The sequence below is a fragment of the Pyxidicoccus fallax genome (assembly GCF_012933655.1).
In the GTDB taxonomy this organism is placed as follows: Bacteria; Myxococcota; Myxococcia; order Myxococcales; family Myxococcaceae; genus Myxococcus; species Myxococcus fallax.
Map to the genome: position 1 here is coordinate 49849 of NZ_JABBJJ010000007.1, position 16269 is coordinate 66117.

The following is a 16269-nucleotide window of genomic DNA, read 5'->3' on the forward strand; positions in this document are numbered from 1 at the left end:
GGCGCAAGTGCCTGAATTCACGGCGCGGGCCGCATCTGCCTCCCTGCTCACCAGGACGGCGGAGAAGCCACTCCCCGCCCTCTTGCTGCCGAAGCCGCCCTCAGTCCGCACCTGCAAGGAACCAGGACTTCACGAGGGAGGAGTCTCATGCCCGAGGTGCGCTCCAGCGACGGTGCCCGCATCCACTACGACGACGTGGGTCGTGGCGAGCCCGCGCTGCTCTTCATCCCGGGCTGGTGCACCACCCGGGCCGTCTACCGCGACCTCCTTCCCCGCTGCGCCTCCCGGCGCCGGGTGCTCTCCGTGGACCTGCGCGGTCACGGCGCCTCGGAGGGAGCCGGCACCGACTTCGACAGCACCACCGTGCTCGATGACCTGCTCGCCGTCATCGAGGCCAGCGGCGCGCGGCAGGTCGTCCCCGTGGGCCTGTCCCACGCGGGCTGGTGGGCCATCGAGCTGCGGCGCGAGCTGGGCGCCGAGCGCGTCCCACAGCTCGTGCTGCTGGACTGGATTGTCACCGAGCCACCCCCGCCCTTCCTCGACGCGCTGCGGGGCCTGATGTCGGACCGCTGGCGCGAGGCCCGCGACGGGCTGTTCGCCATGTGGCTGCAGGGCGTGGACGACGAAAACGTCATCCGCTTCGTGCGCGAGGACATGGGCGCGTTCGGCGAGGACATGTGGGCCCGGGCCGCGCGGGAGATTGCCTCCGCCTACGCGCGTGAAGGCTCCCCGATGCGCGCCCTCCTCAACCTGGCTCCGTCCACGCCCACGCTGCACCTGTACGCGCAGCCGGAGTCACACGACTACCTCGCGGGACAGGTGGCCTTCGGCGTCCAGAACCCGTGGTTCCACGTCATGAAGCTGCCCGCCGTCAGCCACTATCCCACCTTCGAGGTGCCCGACCTCGTGGCCGCCGGCATCGAGGCGCTCGTCTCCGCGCGGGAGACCTACGTGAACACCACGCTCGAAACGCCGGGCGCCGCGCCCGTTTGATTCCCGGCGGGCCCACCCCGCCGCACACCTGCTCTCCGGGGCGCCGCGTCCACGTCGGATTGACGCCCGCTGATGGCCTGTTTATAAGTTGGTCACACAACCAATAAACAAGGCCACCATGCCCCGCCCGTCCAACACCGAGGAGCGCCGCCAGCAGATCGTCGACGGTCTCCTGAAGGTCATGGCCGAGCGCGGCTACGAGCGCGCCTCGGTGGGAGAAATCGCGAAGGCGGCGGGGCTCGGTCCGGGCCTCGTGCACTACCACTTCAGCGGGAAGCAGGAGATCCTCCTCACCCTGGTGGGCCAGCTCGCGTCACGGGTGCGAGAGCGGGTGGAGACGCGGCTCGCGAAGCTGAAGAGCGACGACTCGCGGGCCCGGGTGGACGCCTTCATCGACGCGTTCCTCTCCCGGGGTGAGGACGCGGCACCGGAGGCCGTGGCGAGCTGGGTCACCATCAGCGCCGAGGCCATCCGCCAGCCCGAGGTCCGCGCCGCCTACGAGGCAGTCGTGCGCGCGGACCTGGCGCGGCTGGAGTCCCTCGTCGCCGACGTGGTGGGCCGGCGCAGGGCGCGCACCATCGCCGCGGGCCTCTTCGCCGCGGTGCAGGGCTACTTCGTGCTCTCCGCGAGCGCCCCGGGCCTGGTGCCCGCGGGCTCCGCGGCCGGCACCGTGAAGCGCATGGCGGCGGGCCTGCTGGACACGGCGGAAGCGAAGGAGGAGGCCTCATGAAGACCTCGACGAAGCTCGCGCTGCTCTCCAGCCTCTACCTCTCGCAGGGCCTGCCGTTCGGCTTCTTCACCCAGGCCCTGCCCGTGCTGCTGCGCAAGCAGGGCCTGTCCCTGCCCGCCATCGGCCTCGCGCACCTGCTCGCGCTGCCGTGGGCCCTCAAGTTCCTCTGGGCGCCGCTCATGGACCGGTACGGCTCCCGGCACTGGGGGCGCCGGCGCGGCTACATCCTCCCGCTGCAGTGCCTGTCCACGGGCCTCCTGTTGTCGCTCGCGCTCCCGGAGGGAGGTCCGGGCACCCCGCTGCTGCTGGCCGCGGTGCTGGGCGTCAACCTGCTGGCCGCCACGCAGGACGTGTCCACGGACGGGCTCGCGGTGGAGCTGCTCGCCCCCGCCGAGCGCGGCTGGGGCAACGGCGTGCAGGTGGCCGCCTACCGCGTGGGCATGATTGTCGGCGGCGGATTGATGCTCGCCGTCTTCGACGCGGTGGGCTGGCGCCCCACCCTCGTCACGCTGGGCGCCCTGCTGCTCGCCGCCACCGTGCCCATCGCCCTCTACCGCGAGCCTCCTTCCGAGCCTCCTCCCGCGCAGAGCCTCGGGCTCGCGTGGTGGCTGAAGCGCCCGGGCGCCCTCGCGTGGCTCACGCTGCTCGTCGTCTACAAGGCGGGCGAGGCCCTGGCCACGGGAATGCTGCGCACCTTCCTCGTGGACTCGGGCCTGACGCTCACCGACATCGGCTGGATGCTCGGCGGCGTGGGCTTCACCGCGGGCCTCGTGGGCGCGCTCCTCGGGGGCGGGCTGGTGACGCGGCTCGGACGGCGGCGGGCGCTGCTTGTCTTCGGCGCCATCCAGGCCGGGGCCGTGCTGCTGTACGCCCTCGTCGCGCGCGGTGGCCCCGCGTCCCTGCCCCTGCTGACGCTCACCTGCGCGGTGGAGCACGTGGCCAGCGGCATGGCCACCGCCGCCGTCTTCACCGCGATGATGGACGCGTGCCGCCCCGAGCACGCCGCCACGGACTACACCGTGCAGGCCTCGCTGGTGGTGCTCGCCACCGGCGGCGCGGCGGCGGTGAGTGGCTTCAGCGCCAGCTCCCTCGGGTACTCCACGCACTTCGCCCTGTCCGCCGCCCTCTGTGTCGCCGGAACGCTGTACGCCGCCCTCACCTTCCACCCGCCCCGGACGCTCTCGCCCGAAGCGGCTCCCGAGGTGTCCTCATGACCATCGCCGTCTACGCTGGCAGCTTCGACCCCGTCACGGCCGGCCACCTGTCCGTCGTCCGTCAGGCCGCGCGCCTCTTCAGCCACGTCGTCATCATCGTGGCCGTCAACCCCAACAAGCAGTACCTGCTGTCCACCGACGAGCGCATGGGCCTGCTTCGCGAGGCCGTGCGCAAGCACCCCAACGTCACCGTGGCCGCCACCGAGGGGCTCATCGTCGACTACGCGCGCGACATTGGCGCCAGCGTGCTGCTACGCGGGGTGCGCGGCGCCACCGACGCCCAGTTCGAGACGGAGCTGGCGCGCAACAACCGCGTGCTCGCCCCGGAGCTGTCCACCCTCTTCCTCCCCGCCGAGGCCCACCTGGCCGAGGTGAGCAGCAGCGGACTCAAGGAACGCGTCGCGCGCGGAGAGGATGTTTCGGCCTTCTGCCCGCCCGCCGTCGCGGCGAAGCTGCGGGAACGACTCGCACCCTCCACCCGGAGCCTCCGGCCATGAGCCTGTCCTTCATCACCCTCGGCGTTGGTGATGCCTTCTCCGCCCTGCGCTACTCCTCGTGCCTCGCCGTGGAGGCCGAAGGCCAGGTGCTGCTGGTCGACTGCCCCCACCCCATCCGGAAGATGATGCGCGAGGCCTCCGAGTCCTCCGGCGTGCCGCTCGACGCGGACCGCGTCAGCGCCGTGGCCCTCACCCACCTGCACGCGGACCACGCCTCCGGCCTGGAGGGCCTGGGCTACTTCTCCTTCTTCGTGCTCAAGAAGAAGCTGGAGGTGCTCGCCCACCCCGCCGTGGCGGACCGCCTCTGGGACGGGCACCTCGCCGCCGGCATGGAGTGCCTCATCGAGCGCCACGGCGCCCGGCCCAGCGACAAGCAGTTCGAGGACTACTTCGAGCACACGCCGCTCTCCACGGAGTCCACCGTGCGGCACGGGCCGTTCCTGATTGAAAGCCGGATGACGTACCACCACCTGCCCACCACCGCGCTGCGCATCCACGCGGGGGGCAAGTGCCTGGGCTACAGCGCGGACACCGCCTTCGACATGGGCCTCATCGACTGGCTCTCGGAGGCGGACCTGATGATTCACGAGACGAACTACGGCGTGCACACGCCCTACGAGAAGCTCGCGGCACTGCCCGCCGAGCTGCGCGCCCGGATGCGCCTCATCCACTACCCGGACGACTTCGACACCGGCGCGAGCGTCATCGAACCGCTCGCGCAGGGCCGCCGCTACCACGTGTGACGGCGAAGGACGCCCCGCCCGTCATGCCGGACGGGGCGCCGCTTCAGTCACGCGTCACTGCGAGAAGATGACGACGGAGTACGGCCCGATGGCGAACGAGCCGTTGTAGCCCATGCCGTCCTTGCCGCCGCTGTACGCCACGGTGTTCAGCGTGGCCGTGTTGCCGAAGTTGGACGAGTACACGTTCGCGTCGCTGTTGAAGCGCGCGTACCACGTGCCGCCACGCGGGAAGCCGATGTTGTACGAGGGGAAGTACGTCTTGCTGAAGTTCGCCACGATGATGACGTCATCGCCCGGGCCGCCACTCTCCCAGCGGTGGTAGGCAATCACCTTGCCGGTGTTGTTGACGTGGTGGACGTTGACGTTGCCGCCGCGCAGACCGCGCGTGTTGTTGAACCAGTTGCGGCGCATGCGGATGAGGTCCCGGTACATCAACCGGATGCCCGAATAGGTGACGTCGTTCTTGTACCAGTCGAGCGGGTCGGTGTCCTGGAAGTACCCGTCCTCGAGGAACTCCTGGCCCTGGAAGATCATCGGGATGCCGGGCGAGGTGAAGACGATGCCCGCGGCCAGCGTGGAGCGCTTCTTCGCCTCCCAGCTGCCGGCGTTGCCCGGCCAGATCTCCTCCGGCACGCGGGCGTGGCCGTTGGCCACCTCGTCGTGGCTCTCCGAGTAGATGATGCGCGAGGTGTGCCGCCCACTGAAGCGCTGGGTGATGGCATTGCGCACCGCGAACATGTCCCGGTTCGCGTCGTTCGACTCGATGACCGCCTTGCGGATGGGGTGCACGAACTCGCCCGCCCACTGCGCGTCGAAGTCGGCGCCGCCCGAGGTGTCGGACGTGGAGGCGTTGGTGATGGAGTCACCCCCGCCGAAGTCCTCGGCGATGCTGATCTTCCACGGCTGGTTGGCGTTGATTTCGCGGTTGATGGAGCGGAACACCCGCCAGGCGTCCGGAATCTCGGCGCTCCCGTCCGACGTGCGCATGTACTTGGTGGCGTCCCAGCGCAGGCCGTCGCCGCGGTAGGCGTGCAGCAGGCTCATCATCGAGTCGCGGATGTAGGAGCGGACCTCGGCGCGGCCGTAGTCCGGGCGCGTGTCGCCCCACGGCGTGCTCTTGCGCCAGTCGGTGTAGAAGTACTGGCCGTTGGCGCCCATGCAGTCGCCGTTGAAGCACGTGTGGGGCAGGTCCGTGGGCCCGTAGTGGTTGTGCACCACGTCGAAGATGACGCCGATGCCGCGCGCGTGCGCCTGGTCCACGAACTCCTTCATGTAGTTCGGGTGCCCGTAGACGCTCTCCGGCGCGAACGGGAAGGACGGGTTGTAGCCCCAGGAGAAGTCACCCGGGAACTCCATCACCGGCATGACCTGGATCATGTTGACGCCCAGGTCCTTCAGGTAGTCCAGCCGGGTCATCGCGCTCTGCCAGTGGCCCGGATTGCCGCCCGGCGAGTCCACGAAGGTGCCGACGTGCATCTCGTAGATGACCATCTCGTTGAAGCCCGGCGTGCTGAACGAGTTCCGCCACACGTAGTTGTTGTGGTCGAGAATCTTGCTGTCGCTCGTCGAGTTGTACTGCCACGCCGACCGCGGGTCCTTGCGGTCGTGGTAGCTGCCCCACTGGTTCTGGATGGTGTAGTAGTAATCCTGGCCATGTCCGGCGCCGGCCACGTCACCGGAGAAGTTGCCGTTGAACTCGTTGCCGAGCTCGATGCCGGACCAGTTGAAGGAGCCCTTCACCCAGACGCGCTGGGCATTCGGCGCCCAGACGCGGAACGTCGTGCCTCCGGGGTAGACGGTGGCGCCCATGCCGGGCCGGGTCGAGGCGCTCAGCTTCTGGGTGACCTGGCCAAGCTCCTGACCTGCGCCTTGCTGCGGATCCAGCCCCGACTCACCACAGCCGACCAGCCACCCGGCCAGTAGCAGTGCACTCCACCTGTTGCCGTAACGCATGATGACAACCTCCCTTGGTTGCCTAGGGTCCTAGCAATCGGCGTGAAGGCTGCGCAAAGGGGAGAGAGCCTTTTTCTGTAACTTTTCACCATGTCACATCGCGTTATGTTTCATCGGTTCTCCAAGGAGTCATGCCCGTCCCGGACGGGGTGTGAAAACACCTGGGCTCGCGTTCGCTGTCTGACTGCGCTACTCCGGCAGGGACTGCGCGCCGCCGAGCGCCCTCCAGAGAGAAAGAGCCGAATGAAGACGACGACAGCGCCGGCCCGACGTGGGGCCTCGCTCCTGCCGCTCGCGCTGGCCGTGGTGCTGGCCGCGGGGCACGCCTTCGGAGCGCCGGCCTCGGCGCCCGCCGCTCCGGTGCGGGTGACGCTGTTGCACCTGGCGGACGTGTACCAGGTGCAGCCGGTGGAGGAAGGACGTCGGGGCGGGCTCGCCCGGGTGGCCACGCTGCGCAAGCAGGTGCTGAAGGAGTCGCCCCACGTGGTGACGGTGCTGGGGGGTGACACGCTGTCGCCCTCGGTGGAGTCGCTGCTGAACGTGGACGGCAAGGCGCTCAAGGGCCGGCAGATGGTGGACGCGTGGAACGCGCTCGGCCTGGACTATGCGGTGCTGGGCAACCACGAGTTCGACTTCGGCGACGAGACGCTGGGCGAGCGCATCCGCGAGTCGCGCTTCACGTGGCTGGGCGCCAACGTGGTCAACACGAAGACGGGCGACCTCTTCCCGGGCGTGAAGGCCTACGACGTGCGCGAGGTGGGCGGCGTGAAGCTGGGCCTCTTCGGCGTGGTGCTGGCGGAGACCAAGACGTCGTCCAAGGTCGGGCCGGACACGGACTTCACGGACTTCTGCGAGGCGTCGAAGGGCGCGGTGGCGAAGCTGCGCGAGGCGGGAGCGACGGTGGTGGTGGGGCTCACGCACCTGACGCTGGAACAGGACCGCCAGCTCGCGAAGTGCGTGAAGGTGGATGCGCTTCTGGGCGGGCATGACCACGTGGGCGCGGAGGACCGCTCCACGGGGACGCCCATCTTCAAGGTGGCGGCGGACGCGGTGGAGCTGGGCCGGCTCACGCTGGACGTGGACGGCGCGACGGGCGCGGTGCGCAAGACGACGTGGAAGAAGCTGCCCGTCACGCGCAAGGTGCCGGAGGACGCGGAGTTCAACGCGGCCATGAAGGCGTACGACGCGCTGTTCGCCCGGCTCTCCGAGCGCGTGGGCCGCACGCCGGTGGCGCTGGAGGCGCGGGCCGCGGAGGTGCGCACGAAGGAGACGAACCTGGGCTCCTTCGTGGCGGACGCCTTCCGCGCGGCGGCGGGGGCGGACGTGGCGCTGGTCAACGGGGGCGCGCTGCGCGCGGACGTGGTGCTGCCGGCCGGGGTGATGACCCGCCGGGACTTGCACGCCATCCTCCCCTATGAGGACGCGCTGGTGGTGGTGGAGGTGAAGGGGGCCACGCTGAAGGCGGCGCTGGAGAACGGCGTCAGTCTCGCGCGCGAGGACGCGAAGCCGGGCCGCTTCCCTCAGGTGTCCGGCATGCGCTTCACGTACGACGCGGCCCGGCCCGCGGGAGACCGCGTGGTGGACGTGAAGGTGGGCGGCAAGCCGCTGGACGCGGAGGCCACGTACACGCTGGCCACGCTGAGCTTCCTCGCCGGCGGCAAGGACGGCTACGAGATGCTGAAGGGCCACCCCGCCACGCCCGCACTGAAGGACGGACGCACGCCGCTGGACGTGCTGGCGGAGGCGTTCCGCACCGGCAAGCCCGCTCCGCTCGTGAAGGCGGAGGGGCGGATTGCCCGGCGTGGCGCCAGCTCGCTGACGAAGGACGCGCGCCGGCCTCCGGCGCCGCTCAAGTAGACACTTCGCCGGCCGCCGGGGTCGGCTCAACGGCGCCTGCCCCATCGGCTCGTGCCCTCCACGGGAGGCAACGAGCCATGCCCAGGCGTTGGTGGAATGCAGGGCTTCGTCCTATGGCACCGCCCAGCCGCGACGCTGGTAGACGACGCGCCCCGCCAGCTCGCGTAGGGCGTCCGTGCTCTGGTTGATGTTGCCCGCGCGCGGCAGCCAGCTCATGCGCTTCAGCGGCGTGGACGAGGCGCGCACGTCCACGGGCAGCGTGTCCGGCCGCAGCCCCACCGCCGCGAAGCACCCGGCGGCGCGCGGCATGTGCGCGGCGCTCGTCACCAGGAGCAGCGTCTTCCACCCCTGCTTGCGGATGATGCGCTCGGACTCCACCGCGTTCTCCCGCGTGTTGCGGCTGCGGCCCTCGGTGAAGATTCGCTCCGCCGGAATGCCCCAGGACTGGAGCTGCCGCGACAGCACGTCCGCCTCCACCACCGCTTCGGGCCTCGGGTCCAGCGAGCCGCCGGAGATGAGCAGCCGCTCCGCCCTCCCCTCCCGCAGCAGCTCGAAGCCGCGCAGTATCCGCTCGGGGGCGGCGTTGTACTCGGGCCGGCCGGAGCGCTCGGTGGCCGTGGGGTCCAACCCGCCACCCAGCACGATGACGGCGTCGTACGTCACGTCCTTGCGGAACGTGGACACCGCGCCCGCCTCCGTCGCGCGCATCAGCGCCGTGGACACCGCCTCCGTGGAGAACGCGTAGAGCACCAGGAGCCCCAGCACCGTCCATGCCCGCGCCCGCCTCCGCGTCAGCGCTCCAATCAGCAGGAACAGCAGCGCCCACGACAGCGGCGCCAGGAAGATGTCGAGCACCTTCGACAGGAAGAGGAACACGTCGCCCCTTCAGCGCTCGCCCCAGTGGAGCTTCTGCCGGAGGATGGAGAAGTAGGCCACCCGCGGGTTGCGCACCAGGTTGACGCGGTTGGGTGAGCGCACCACCTCGATGCAGTCCCCGCCCTGCAGCCCGTGGCCCGTCTGTCCATCCAGCGTGAGGTACGTGTCCGCCGTCTCACTGCGCAGCGTAATCCGGATGACCCGGTCCGCCGGCACGACGATGGAGCGCTGCGTGAGCGCGTGCGAGCAGATGGGCGACAGCACCGTGCAGTCCACCGAGGGGTGGACGATGGGCCCGCCCGCCGACAGCGAATACGCCGTGGAGCCCGTGGGCGTGGCGAGGATGACGCCGTCGGCCTTGTAGGTCGTGATGGGCACGCCATCGATGGACGTCTCGTGGTCCGCGATGCGCGCCAGCGCGCCCTTGTTGATGACCACGTCGTTGAGGATTTCGTCCTCGATGAGCGTGCGCCCGTTGCGGATGAGCCGGCAGGTGAGCTTCATGCGCGAGTCCACCTGGAAGCGCCCCGCCATCACCGACTCCAGCGTGGTGTACAGCTCCTCCACGGGAATCTCGGTCATGAAGCCGAGGCTGCCCAGGTTGACGCCGAGGATGGGCACTCCGCGCCCGCCCAGCATCCGGGCCGCATGGATGAGGGTGCCGTCACCGCCCAGCACCACGACGAGGTCCGCCCGGGCCGCCAGCTCCCGGTCCTCCACCCGCGGCCAGCCGAGCACATGCGCCAGCGAGCGGTCTCCCAACACCGTCAGGTGCGGGTAGCGCTCGCGGAGCTGGGCCGCCAGGGCCGCCGCCTCGGCCTTGTCCTTCTTCGCGACGATTGCCAGGGTCTGCACGCGGGTGCGTTCTAGTCCAGGCGGCCGTCCGGGCGCTCCCCTGAAATGCCGAGGTGCCCGCCCGCCGACAGAGGCCCCGGCACGTCCGGCCCCCGGGCGCTACCTTTGGCTGTCATGGACCTCTTCGAACATGCCGGCCAGAAGGAGCAGGCCAGCCAGGCACCCCTGGCCGACCGCATGCGCCCCCGCTCGCTCTCCGAGTTCGTGGGCCAGGAGCACGTCACCGGCGAGGGCCGCTTCCTGCGCCGGGCCATCGAGAGCGACCAGGTCCCCAGCCTCATCCTCTGGGGCCCCCCGGGTACCGGCAAGACGACGCTGGCGCAGATTGTCGCCCGCTCCACCGGCGCCGCCTTCGAGTCCGTCTCCGCCGTCCTCTCCGGCGTGAAGGACCTGCGCGAGACGGTGGCCCGCGCGCAGGACCGCTGGAAGCTGCACCGAAAGCGCACCTTCCTCTTCGTGGACGAAATCCACCGCTTCAACAAGGCCCAGCAGGACGCGCTCCTGCCCCACGTGGAGCAGGGCACCGTGACGCTCATCGGCGCCACCACGGAGAACCCCTCCTTCGAGGTCAACGCCGCCCTCCTCTCCCGCTGCCGCGTCGTCACCCTGCGCGGCCTGGAGGAGGACGAATTGCTGGCCCTCCTGCGCCGCGCGGTGGCGGACGAGCGTGGGCTGGGCGGCCGCGTGGTGGTGGACGACGAGGCCCTGGCCTTCCTCGCCAGCACGGCCGGGGGCGACGCGCGCAAGGCCCTCACCGCGCTGGAGGTGGCCGCGGCCCACGGCGGCGCGAAGGTGGACCGCGCGTCCGCGGAAGAGGCCCTGCAGCAGAAGATGCTCCTCTACGACAAGGGCGGCGAGGAGCACTACAACGTCATCAGCGCCTTCATCAAATCCATGCGCGGCAGCGACGTGGACGCCGCCGTGTACTGGATGGTGCGGATGCTGGAGGCCGGCGAGGACCCGCTCTTCATCCTCCGGCGCATGGTCATCTTCGCGTCCGAGGACATCGGCAACGCGGACCCGCGCGCGCTCCAGGTGGCGGTGAGCGCGCTGCAGGCCTTCCAGCTCATGGGCCTGCCCGAGGGCACCCTGCCCATGACCCAGGCCGTCACCTACCTCGCGCTGGCGCCCAAGGCGAACACGGTGATTACCGCGTACATGGCCGCGCGCGAGGCCGTGACGAAGGAAGGCGCGCTGCCGGTGCCCCTGCACCTGCGCAACGCGCCCACGAAGCTGATGAAGTCACTGGGGTACGGGGGCGGCTACAAGTACCCCCACAACTTCGAGGGCAACTACGTCCCCGAGGACTACCTGCCGGAGGCCCTCAAGGCCCGCCGCTTCTACACCCCCACCCGGAACGGCGAGGAGGCGGAGCTGGCGGACCGCTACGAGGCCATCCAACGCCAGCTCGCGGAGCGGAGCACCCGCGAGCCGGGCGAGGAGGGCTGAAGGCCCTCCTCCGGGACTACCTCGTCAGGACGCCGCCTCCATGGCGTCGCCCTCGTCCTCCTTCAGCTGCCGCGGCTTCATGGAGCGGCCGGCCACCTCGTACTGCTTCAGCAGGCGGCGGAAGTTGGAGCGGTCCACGCCCGCGGCGCGCGCCGCGCTGGAGACGTTCTGGTTGTTCTTCTCCAGCAGCGCGGACAGGTAGCGGCGCTCGAAGGCGCGCATCGCCAGGCGCTTGGCCTGGGCGTACGGCAGGTGCGCCAGGCTGAACACCTCCACCGTCGAGTCGGACTGCGGCGCGGCCTGGAAGCCAGGGGGCAGGTCCTCCACGTCGATGATGTCGTTGGACGTCAGCACCACCGCGCGCTCGATGACGTTCTCCAGCTCGCGCACGTTGCCCGTCCAGCGGTTGCAGGTCAGGGCCTCCATGGCGCGCGGGGAGATGCCCGTCACCTTCTTGTCCGCCTTGGACGCGTACAGCTTGAGGAAGTGGTGCGCCAGCAGCGGCACGTCCTCGGGGCGGTCGCGCAGGGGCGGCAGGTCGATGGTGATGACGTTGAGGCGGTAGAAGAGGTCCTCGCGGAACTTGCCCTGCTCCTTCGCGCGGGACAGGTCCACGTGGGTGGCGGCGATGACGCGCACGTCCACCTTGACGGGGTCGTTGGCGCCCACGCGCTTCACCTCACCCTCCTGCAGCACGCGCAGCAGGCGCACCTGGGTGGCGGGAGGCACGTCGCCAATCTCGTCCAGGAAGATGGTGCCGCCGTCGGCCGCCTCGAAGAGGCCCTTCTTGTTGCCGGTGGCGCCGGTGAAGCTGCCCTTCACGTGGCCGAACAGCTCGCTCTCCAGCAGCGTCTCCGTCAGCGCCGAGCAGTTGACGGCCACGAAGGGCTTGTCCTTGCGCGAGCTGCGGTAGTGGATGGCGCGCGCCACCAGCTCCTTGCCCGTGCCGCTCTCACCCTGGATGAGCACGGTGGCCGTGGAGTGGCTCACCGTCTCCACCAGCTTGAAGACGGAGCGCATCTGGTTCGACTGGCCGATGAGGTCCTCGAACTGGCTGCGCGCGGTGAGCGCCTCCTCCAGCGCGCGGGTGCGGTCCTTCAGCGCCTTGCGCTCGGCGGCCTTGGCCACCGTCATGCTCACTTCGTCGATGTTCTCGAAGGGCTTGGTGAGGTAGTCGTACGCGCCCGCCTTCACCGCCTCCACCGCCGTCTCCACGGTGGCGAAGGCCGTCATCATGATGACCTCCACGTCCGGGCGCTCGGCCTTGATGCCGCGCAGCAGGTCCATGCCGGACAGGTTGGGCATCTTGATGTCCAGGACGACCACGTCGATGGACGGGTCCTTCGCCGCCGTCAGGCCCTCCACCGCGTCGTCAATGGCCACCACGGGGTGGCCCTCGCGCTGGAGAATCTGCGTCACGGCCTTGAGGACGACGGAGTCATCATCCACGACGAGGACTTTGGCGCGCTTGACTGGATTCACGGCAACCTCTCGAGCTGCAGGGGAATGGGCAGGAAGACGGTGAAACGGGAGCCGGAGCCGACCTCGGTATCCACGTGGAAACTGCCCCCGTGGTCCTGGACGATTCGGTAGGCGATGGACAGGCCCAGCCCGGTGCCTTCACCGGGGGCCTTGGTCGTGAAGGAAGGCTCGAAGATGCGCGGCAGGTGGCGCTCCTCGATGCCCGTGCCGGTGTCGGCCACGGCGAAGTAGCAGCGGTCGCCCTCGCGGCCCGTCACCAGCGTCAGCTTTCCTTCCGGCGTCGGCAGCGCCTGGAGGCCGTTCTGCAGCAGGTTGAGCACCACCTGCGCCAGCTGGCCGGGGTCGCCGTACACCTTCGGCAGGCCGTCCATCAGCCCCAGCGTCAGCTCCACCTTCGGCGTGGACTTGAGCTGCGCGCGGAACAGCACCGCCGCGTCCTCCACGCACTTGGACAAATCGAAGAGGCGCCGGTCCTCCACGCGGCTGTGGCGGCTGAACTTCAGGAGGCTCTCCACAATCCGCTTGCAGCGCAGCGCGCTCTCTTCAATCAGCTTGAGCGACTCGAGGTCCGAGCCGCTGCGGCCCGCGTCGCGCGACATCAGCTGCGCGAAGGCGAGGATGCCGCCCAGCGGGTTGTTGATTTCGTGCGCCACGCCGCCGGCGAGCTGGCCCACCGCCGCCATCTTCTCCGTCTCGATGAGGCGGCGCGTAATCGACTGCTCCTCGGTGACGTCCCGGTACGTGCACACCACCCGGTCGTCCCCCGCCATGGGGTAGGCGGACACGACGTAGGTGCGGCCAGACTGCTGCACCTCGCCGCGCGCGCCCTTGCCGCTCTCCACCGCCGCCGGCAGCGGGCAGCCCGTGCACGGCTCGTTGCGGCCGAAGAGGTAGCGGTAGCAGGCGGTGTCGGAGGGAATCTCTTCAATGGAGCGGCCGGCCACGCGCGCATACGCGAGGTTGGCGCGGCGCACGGCGAAGTCGCGCGCGCGCACCACGCACAGCGGCGTCTCCATGCAGTCGAAGGACAGCTCCCACTCGCGCTTGGCCTGGCTGAGCATCCGCGTGCGCTGCGCGACGCGCTCCTCCAGGTCCGCGTTGAGCAGCTTCAATTCCGCGTTCTGCTCCTGCGTCACGCGGTACAGCCGGTCATTCTCCGTCTGGAGCGCGTACTGCTCGAAGGCGCTCTTCACCGTCAGGACGAGGTGGCTGTCGTTCCACGGCTTGGAGATGAAGCGGAAGATTTCGGAGCGGTTGATGGCCTCCTCAATCGCCTGCTGGTCCGCCTGACCCGTCAGCATGATGCGCTGGGCGCGCGGCTCCTGCTGCTTGACGTGGGTGAGGAACTCCACCCCGTTCATCCCCGGCATGCGGAAGTCGGAGATGACGACCTCGGGGTGGAAGCGCTCCAGCGTGCGCAGCCCCTGCTCGGCGTCCGTCGCCGTCTCAATCTCCCAGTCGCCCCGGCGCAGCACCCGGCGGATGGACTTGAGGATGTTCTCCTCGTCGTCCACCAACAGCAGGCGCCCGCGGGGGGCGGTGTCCTGCGACTGAAGCTGTGCGGCTTGGGGACCCATGGATTCTTTCTGCCTCACGACAATTGCAATGGCCCTGCCAAAGGCCGTTGCGAGCCAAACTCCTGGAATCACGAGAGTTAACTCTCTCGTGACCCAAGAAGCCGTGAGTCAGCATAGACCCTCCCCCACCAAACGGGTCAATATCACCCCAGGGTCTTTGACCCGGGTCAGCCGCCCGACGAGGAGGGAGGCGGGAAGGCCGGCACCTGGGAGTGGAGGTTGATGCGGTCTCTTCCGTCGTGCTTGGCCCGGTAGAGGGCCTCGTCGGCGGTGAGCAGGAGCTGTTCAGGGGTCAAAACAGACCTATGGGGGAAGCTGGACAGGCCGAAGGAGGCCGTCACGCGCAGGCCGCCCTCGGAGCCCAGGCGCAGGTCGCGCAACTCGCGGCGCACGCGCTCGGCGACGGTGAGGGCGCCGGCCAGGTGGGTGCGAGGAAGGAGTACAGCGAACTCCTCTCCCCCATAGCGGGCCACGAGGTCCGTCTCGCGCACGCCGCGCTGGAGCGCCCCCGCCACCTCGCGCAGCACGCCGTCCCCGGCCGCGTGGCCGTGCTGGTCATTCACCTGCTTGAAGTGGTCCAGGTCCAGGAGGATGAGGGACAGCGCGTCGTCATAGCGCTGGGCCCGGCGGAACTCGTCTCGCAGCCGCTCCTGGAAGTGCCGGTGGTTGTGGACCCCGGTGAGGCCGTCCGTGGAGGACAGCTTCTGCAGCTCGCCCACCTGGGTGGCCAGGGCCTCCATCCGGGCCTGCACGGTGAGACTTCGTCGTACCCGGGCGGCCAGCTCGTCCGGGCTCCATGGGTCCAGAAGGACCTCGGCGCCGCGGCGCAGGGCCTCCAGCCAGGTGTTCCGGGGTTCCGGAGGCGCCAGCAGGAGCACCGGGGGGCCGGGCTGGGTGTCGGTGGGAAGCAGGCGGTCGAGCAGCGCCCACGTCCCAGAGGCGTCCTCGCCCGGGCAGAGCACCACCAGGGCCACCTCCCGGGCCAGCCGGGGCACCTCCGGGCCATGGGGCGTCACCCGGAGGGCGAAGTCCTCCGGGCCCAGGGCGCGGGCCAGCCTCGGCAGCGTCAGTTGCGAGTCATCCACGACGAGCAGGGTGTAGGGCCTGGAGTTCACAATGTCCCCGCAAATATTTGCTTATACGGTAGCACACCAGTAGGCCGGGGTGCGACCCCAATCGTTGATTGGTTCCGGGAGCTCTGCTACCGAGGCGCGTTTACTCCTGCACGCTTCGCCGCCGAGGTCTTCCGTGGGCAAGTATCCCAGCATCAGCCTCTTCTTCCCCGCCTGGAACGAGGAGGACTACGTCGAGCGCGCGGTGAGCCGGGCGCTGGATGTCCTGCCCAGGCTGACCGACGACTTCGAAATCATCATCGTCAACGACGCTTCCACGGACCGGACGCGCGAAATCTGCGAGGCGCTCGCGCAAAAGGTGCCGCAGCTGCGGGTCATTCATCACCCCGTGAATCTGAAGCTGGGCGGGGCGATGCGCACGGGCCTGGCGGCGTCGACGAAGGACATTGTCGTCTATTCGGACGTGGACCTGCCCTGGGACATGCGGGAGCTGGAGCGGGCGCTTCACCTGCTGGAGTACCTGGAGGCGGACATGATTTGCGCCTTCCGGTTCGACCGCACCAGTGAAGGCCCCAAGCGCATCGTCTACTCGTTCGTCTACAACCTGCTCATCCGGGCGCTGTTCGACATCCAGATCAAGGACGTCAACTTCAGCTTCAAGGTGATGCACCGCCGGGTGCTGGAGTCGATGGAGCTGCACAGCCAGGGCTCGTTCATCGATGCCGAGCTGGTGGTGAAGGCCATCCGCAAGGGCTTCCGGGTGTTCCAGATGGGCGTGGACTACTTCCCGCGCACGCGTGGCATCTCCACGCTGGCCTCGCCGTCGGTCATCGTGAAGATGGTGAAGGAGCTGGTGAAGCTGTACCCGGAGACGCGCACGCCGTCGCCGCCGGTGCACCCGGTGCGACTGCCTCCGTCGGTGCAGCAGCTGCACTCGGTGCCCCCGGGGCGGGCGGCGCGGGGCTGAGGA

At 69.6% G+C, this 16269-nt stretch carries 14 protein-coding genes; 8 read left to right on the top strand and 6 right to left on the bottom strand.

The features are described from left to right. Positions 1-147 precede the first annotated feature (147 nt). The 5 genes from HG543_RS02550 (at position 148) to HG543_RS02570 (ending at position 4177) form a co-directional block, all read left to right on the top strand. Positions 148-993, top strand: a complete 846-nt coding sequence (locus tag HG543_RS02550) for an alpha/beta fold hydrolase (protein WP_169343028.1) — start codon at positions 148-150, stop codon at positions 991-993. A gap of 118 nt (positions 994-1111) precedes the next feature. Then, complete coding sequence (locus tag HG543_RS02555; RefSeq protein WP_169343029.1) at positions 1112-1723, top strand: TetR family transcriptional regulator; 612 nt, start codon at positions 1112-1114, stop codon at positions 1721-1723. Next, positions 1720-2937: an MFS transporter gene (locus tag HG543_RS02560; protein WP_169343030.1), complete on the top strand. Its 1218-nt coding sequence runs from the start codon at positions 1720-1722 to the stop codon at positions 2935-2937. The genes HG543_RS02555 and HG543_RS02560 overlap by 4 nt, the downstream gene beginning before the upstream one ends. Next, positions 2934-3434 carry a pantetheine-phosphate adenylyltransferase gene (coaD, locus tag HG543_RS02565; RefSeq protein WP_169343031.1) on the top strand — a complete coding sequence of 167 codons (501 nt, stop codon included), beginning with the start codon at positions 2934-2936 and terminating at the stop codon, positions 3432-3434. Before HG543_RS02560 ends, coaD begins: the two co-directional genes overlap by 4 nt. Next, entirely contained in the window at positions 3431-4177 is a 747-nt protein-coding gene (locus HG543_RS02570; protein ID WP_169343032.1) for an MBL fold metallo-hydrolase, read from the top strand. The genes coaD and HG543_RS02570 overlap by 4 nt, the downstream gene beginning before the upstream one ends. A gap of 54 nt (positions 4178-4231) precedes the next feature. Here the strand turns inward: HG543_RS02570 and HG543_RS02575 are convergent, their stop codons facing one another. Further along, the gene (locus HG543_RS02575; protein WP_169343033.1) at positions 4232-6130 is read right to left on the bottom strand and encodes an alpha-amylase family glycosyl hydrolase; all 1899 of its coding nucleotides are present in this window, start codon (positions 6128-6130) and stop codon (positions 4232-4234) included. 243 nt (positions 6131-6373) lie between these two features. On the opposite strand from HG543_RS02575, the gene HG543_RS02580 reads away from it, so the two are divergent. Further along, positions 6374-7987 (top strand): bifunctional metallophosphatase/5'-nucleotidase, encoded by a 1614-nt coding sequence (locus HG543_RS02580; RefSeq protein WP_169343034.1) that lies wholly within the window; start codon positions 6374-6376, stop codon positions 7985-7987. Positions 7988-8098: 111 nt separating this feature from the next. Here HG543_RS02580 and HG543_RS02585 read toward each other — a convergent pair whose 3' ends face one another. Both HG543_RS02585 and HG543_RS02590 read right to left on the bottom strand, forming a co-directional pair. After that, positions 8099-8863 (bottom strand): ElyC/SanA/YdcF family protein, encoded by a 765-nt coding sequence (locus HG543_RS02585; RefSeq protein ID WP_169343035.1) that lies wholly within the window; start codon positions 8861-8863, stop codon positions 8099-8101. Between the two features lie 9 nt (positions 8864-8872). Further along, positions 8873-9718, bottom strand: a complete 846-nt coding sequence (locus HG543_RS02590) for an NAD(+)/NADH kinase (protein WP_169343036.1) — start codon at positions 9716-9718, stop codon at positions 8873-8875. 114 nt (positions 9719-9832) lie between these two features. On the opposite strand from HG543_RS02590, the gene HG543_RS02595 reads away from it, so the two are divergent. Continuing rightward, a complete protein-coding gene (locus HG543_RS02595; protein ID WP_169343037.1) occupies positions 9833-11167 on the top strand; it encodes a replication-associated recombination protein A in 1335 nt (444 codons plus the stop codon). A 24-nt stretch (positions 11168-11191) separates the two neighbouring features. Here HG543_RS02595 and HG543_RS02600 read toward each other — a convergent pair whose 3' ends face one another. The 3 genes from HG543_RS02600 to HG543_RS02610 form a co-directional block, all read right to left on the bottom strand. Beyond that, positions 11192-12649, bottom strand: a complete 1458-nt coding sequence (locus HG543_RS02600; protein WP_169343038.1) for a sigma 54-interacting transcriptional regulator — start codon at positions 12647-12649, stop codon at positions 11192-11194. After that, the gene (locus HG543_RS02605) at positions 12646-14226 is read right to left on the bottom strand and encodes an ATP-binding protein (RefSeq protein WP_169343039.1); all 1581 of its coding nucleotides are present in this window, start codon (positions 14224-14226) and stop codon (positions 12646-12648) included. Before HG543_RS02605 ends, HG543_RS02600 begins: the two co-directional genes overlap by 4 nt. A 167-nt stretch (positions 14227-14393) precedes the next feature. Further along, positions 14394-15341 (bottom strand): diguanylate cyclase, encoded by a 948-nt coding sequence (locus tag HG543_RS02610; protein WP_169343040.1) that lies wholly within the window; start codon positions 15339-15341, stop codon positions 14394-14396. Between the two features lie 133 nt (positions 15342-15474). Here HG543_RS02610 and HG543_RS02615 point away from each other — a divergent pair, with 133 nt between their 5' ends. Further along, on the top strand, positions 15475-16266 hold the full coding sequence (locus HG543_RS02615) for a glycosyltransferase (RefSeq protein ID WP_169343041.1): 792 nt from the start codon (positions 15475-15477) through the stop codon (positions 16264-16266). Positions 16267-16269: the final 3 nt, after the last annotated feature.

Excerpts from the sequence above, each read along its gene's own strand:
- HG543_RS02550 (WP_169343028.1), top strand. The coding sequence starts at position 148 with ATGCCCGAGGTGCGCTCCAGCGACGGTGCCCGCATCCACTACGACGAC.
- HG543_RS02555 (WP_169343029.1), top strand. The coding sequence starts at position 1,112 with ATGCCCCGCCCGTCCAACACCGAGGAGCGCCGCCAGCAGATCGTCGAC.
- HG543_RS02560 (WP_169343030.1), top strand. The coding sequence starts at position 1,720 with ATGAAGACCTCGACGAAGCTCGCGCTGCTCTCCAGCCTCTACCTCTCG.
- coaD (WP_169343031.1), top strand. The coding sequence starts at position 2,934 with ATGACCATCGCCGTCTACGCTGGCAGCTTCGACCCCGTCACGGCCGGC.
- HG543_RS02570 (WP_169343032.1), top strand. The coding sequence starts at position 3,431 with ATGAGCCTGTCCTTCATCACCCTCGGCGTTGGTGATGCCTTCTCCGCC.
- HG543_RS02575 (WP_169343033.1), bottom strand. The coding sequence starts at position 6,130 with ATGCGTTACGGCAACAGGTGGAGTGCACTGCTACTGGCCGGGTGGCTG.
- HG543_RS02580 (WP_169343034.1), top strand. The coding sequence starts at position 6,374 with ATGAAGACGACGACAGCGCCGGCCCGACGTGGGGCCTCGCTCCTGCCG.
- HG543_RS02595 (WP_169343037.1), top strand. The coding sequence starts at position 9,833 with ATGGACCTCTTCGAACATGCCGGCCAGAAGGAGCAGGCCAGCCAGGCA.
- HG543_RS02605 (WP_169343039.1), bottom strand. The coding sequence starts at position 14,226 with ATGGGTCCCCAAGCCGCACAGCTTCAGTCGCAGGACACCGCCCCCCGC.